We start from the raw sequence: 3165 nt of genomic DNA on the forward strand, positions 1-3165 counted from the left end.
AAGTGGGAGTAGGAACAGTAGCAGCTGGAGTCGCAAAGGCTCACTCTGATATGATCCTTATTTCCGGATATGACGGTGGAACCGGTGCTTCTCCTATATCTTCCATAAAACATGCAGGTCTTCCTTGGGAGCTCGGTCTATCTGAAGCACATCAGGTCCTTATACTAAATGACCTCAGAGGTAGAGTAAGAATACAGGCCGATGGTCAAATGAAAACAGGTAGGGATATCGTTATAGCATCACTACTAGGAGCAGAAGAATTTGGTTTTGCAACTGCACCGCTTGTGGTCCTAGGATGTATCATGATGAGAGCTTGCCATACAAATATGTGTCCTGTAGGTGTAGCTACGCAGAGTCCTGAGCTTCGTAAAAAATTCGTGGGAAGATCAGAATATCTTATAAACTTCTTCAAGTTTATTGCCCAGGATGTAAGAGAGATAATGGCTGAACTCGGATTCAGAACTATGGATGAAATGGTAGGAAGAACCGATCTGTTAGAGATGAACAAGGCTATCTCACACTGGAAAGCCAGCGGAATAGATATCAGTAAAATACTATACAGACCTAATGTAGATGAAAGTATTGCTACAAAATGTATACAGGAACAGGATCACGGAATAGATGATATTCTGGACAGAAAACTTATGGAACTGGCTAAACCGGCTCTGGAAAAAGGTGAAAAAGTAGAGTTCGATATGGATATCTTCAATCTGAACAGGTCTACAGGAACTATGCTGAGCGGAAAGATAGCAAAACTTTATGGTGGAACAGGGCTCCCTGAAGATACTATTAAATTTAACTTTAAAGGATATGCTGGTCAGAGTTTCGGTGCCTTTGGTATGTCGGGACTCACACTGAACTTAGTGGGACAGGCCAATGACTATATTGGTAAGGGGCTCTTTGGAGGAAAGATCATTGTCAAAACTCCTAAGGTCGAAGGATTTAAGGCTGAAGAGAACATTATAGGGGGTAATACCATACTTTATGGTGCCATCAAAGGTCAAGTATACATAAACGGAATGGTCGGAGAGAGATTCTGCGTAAGAAACTCAGGAGCTGAAGCTGTGGTAGAAGGTGTCGGTGACCACGGATGCGAATACATGACTGGTGGTAGAGTCGTTGTCATAGGAGCTACATGTAAAAACTTTGCTGCAGGTATGAGCGGTGGTATTGCCTATGTATACGACCAGAACGGAGACTTTGAAGAAAAAGTAAATCAGTTAATGGTGCTCACAGAAAAAATAGAAGATAAAACTGAAGCTGGAAAATTAAAATCAATGATAGAAAATCATGTAAAATATACAAACAGTTCAAGAGGTAAAGAGATTCTAGATTCTTGGGAAGAGAACTTAGGTAAATTTGTAAGAGTAATCGCTCCAAAATACAAGGAACTTCTTGCACAAGGGAAGGTGAAATAAAATGGGTAAATTAGGTGGATTTTTAGAAATACCAAGAGAAGAGGCTCAAAAAAGACCTATTGAAGAGAGAATAAAAGACTATAAAGAACTATATAAACCCTTTACTGATGAGTATTTAGTTCAGCAAGCGTCCAGATGCATGGATTGTGGTGTGCCTTTCTGCCACTTTTCATGTCCTGTGGGAAATGTGTGCCCAGAGTGGAATGACTTTGCACACAAAGCCAAATGGGAAGAAGCTCTCCAAGTGCTTCACAGCACAAACAACTTCCCTGAATTCACAGGAAGAGTATGTCCTGCTCCCTGTGAGGGCGGGTGTGTACTAGGAATCAATGAAAATCCTATCACAATAAAAAATATTGAGCTTAACATTGTGGAAAAAGGATGGGAAAAAGGATGGATCAAACCAATCCTTCCCAAAAAAAGAACTGATAAAAAAATCGCTGTTATTGGAAGCGGACCTGCAGGTCTTGCTGCTGCACAGCAGCTAAACAGGGCCGGACACAATGTCACTGTCTATGAAAGAGACTCAAAGGCAGGAGGGATAATGACATATGGTATCCCTGACTATAAGATAGAGAAATGGACTGTAGACAGAAGGATAAAACAGATGGAACAGGAAGAGATAAAATTCGTTTACAATACAAATGTAGGTGTGGACCTGAGTATAGAGGACCTGGAAAAACAGTATGATGCTGTGGTTTTGGCTGGTGGAGCAAAGCTTGCCAGAGACCTTCCTGTCTACGGAAGAGAGCTAAAAGGTATACATTATGCCATGGATTATCTTATTCAGCAGAATAAAAAGTTAGAAGGTACGGAAATACCTCAGGAGCAACTGATAGATGCAAAAGATAAATCTGTAGTTGTAATAGGTGGAGGAGATACAGGTGCCGATTGTATAGGTACAGCCCTCAGACAAGGGGCTAAAGAGATCTATCAAATCGAACTCCTGGAAAAACCCCCTCTTGACAGACCACAGTCAAATCCCTGGCCTAATTTCCCTCAGGTGCTGAAAATAAATACTGCCCATGAGGAAGCAGAGGTGTGTCTTGGCGGAGTGTGTCATACTGACATAAGACAATGGAATATCCTCACAAAACAGTTTACAGGAGATGAAAATGGAAATGTAACTACTTTTCACGCTGTAAGAGTAGAGTGGAAAGACGGAGAGAACGGAAGAAAATATATGGATGAAGTTCCAGGAACTGAATTCTCTCTCGATGCAAACCTTGTTCTACTTGCTATAGGTTTTGTGCACCCAGAACATGAAGGACTCTTAAGCAGTCTAGGTGTGGAATTAGATGGCAGAGGAAATGTAAAAACAGATGAAAATTACATGACAAGTAAAAAAGGTGTCTTTGCAGCAGGAGATATGAGAAGAGGTCAGTCTCTTATTGTGTGGGCGATAAACGAAGGTAGGAAAGCAGCCGAAGCTGTGGATAGTTTTTTAAAATCAAAGTAAAATATAAATCAAACTTTTAAAATCCCGGGATCTGATTCCGGGATTTTTCACTATTTTATTGATGATTTTATAAAAATAATATATATAGTTTTTGATGAAATATTGAATTTGCACAGATTCTGTTACTTTTCTCTTGACAGAAAAGTAACCAAAAGGTCAAGGCTGTGAAAAATCAGCTAAATAACCTTGAAAATCAAAAGAGAGTAAAGAAACTCAGAAAACAAGTTTCTGAGAACCAGAAAATATACTCGTGTAACTCGTTATTTTTTGGCTACTCGCTTTGCTCAG

2 protein-coding genes are annotated in these 3165 nt (G+C 40.1%); both read left to right on the plus strand.

What is annotated here, in order from left to right; translation table 11 throughout:
* The coding region (locus ABZA26_RS11100; RefSeq protein WP_372714593.1) for a glutamate synthase-related protein at positions 1–1418 on the plus strand (1418 nt) is incomplete at its 5' end.
* A 1-nt stretch (position 1419) separates the two neighbouring features.
* Positions 1420–2877 carry a glutamate synthase subunit beta gene (locus ABZA26_RS11105; protein ID WP_372714594.1) on the plus strand — a complete coding sequence of 486 codons (1458 nt, stop codon included), beginning with the start codon at positions 1420–1422 and terminating at the stop codon, positions 2875–2877.
* Positions 2878–3165: the final 288 nt, after the last annotated feature.

Origin of the sequence: Ilyobacter sp., from assembly GCF_041583315.1 — a bacterium.
In the GTDB taxonomy this organism is placed as follows: domain Bacteria; phylum Fusobacteriota; class Fusobacteriia; order Fusobacteriales; family Fusobacteriaceae; genus Ilyobacter.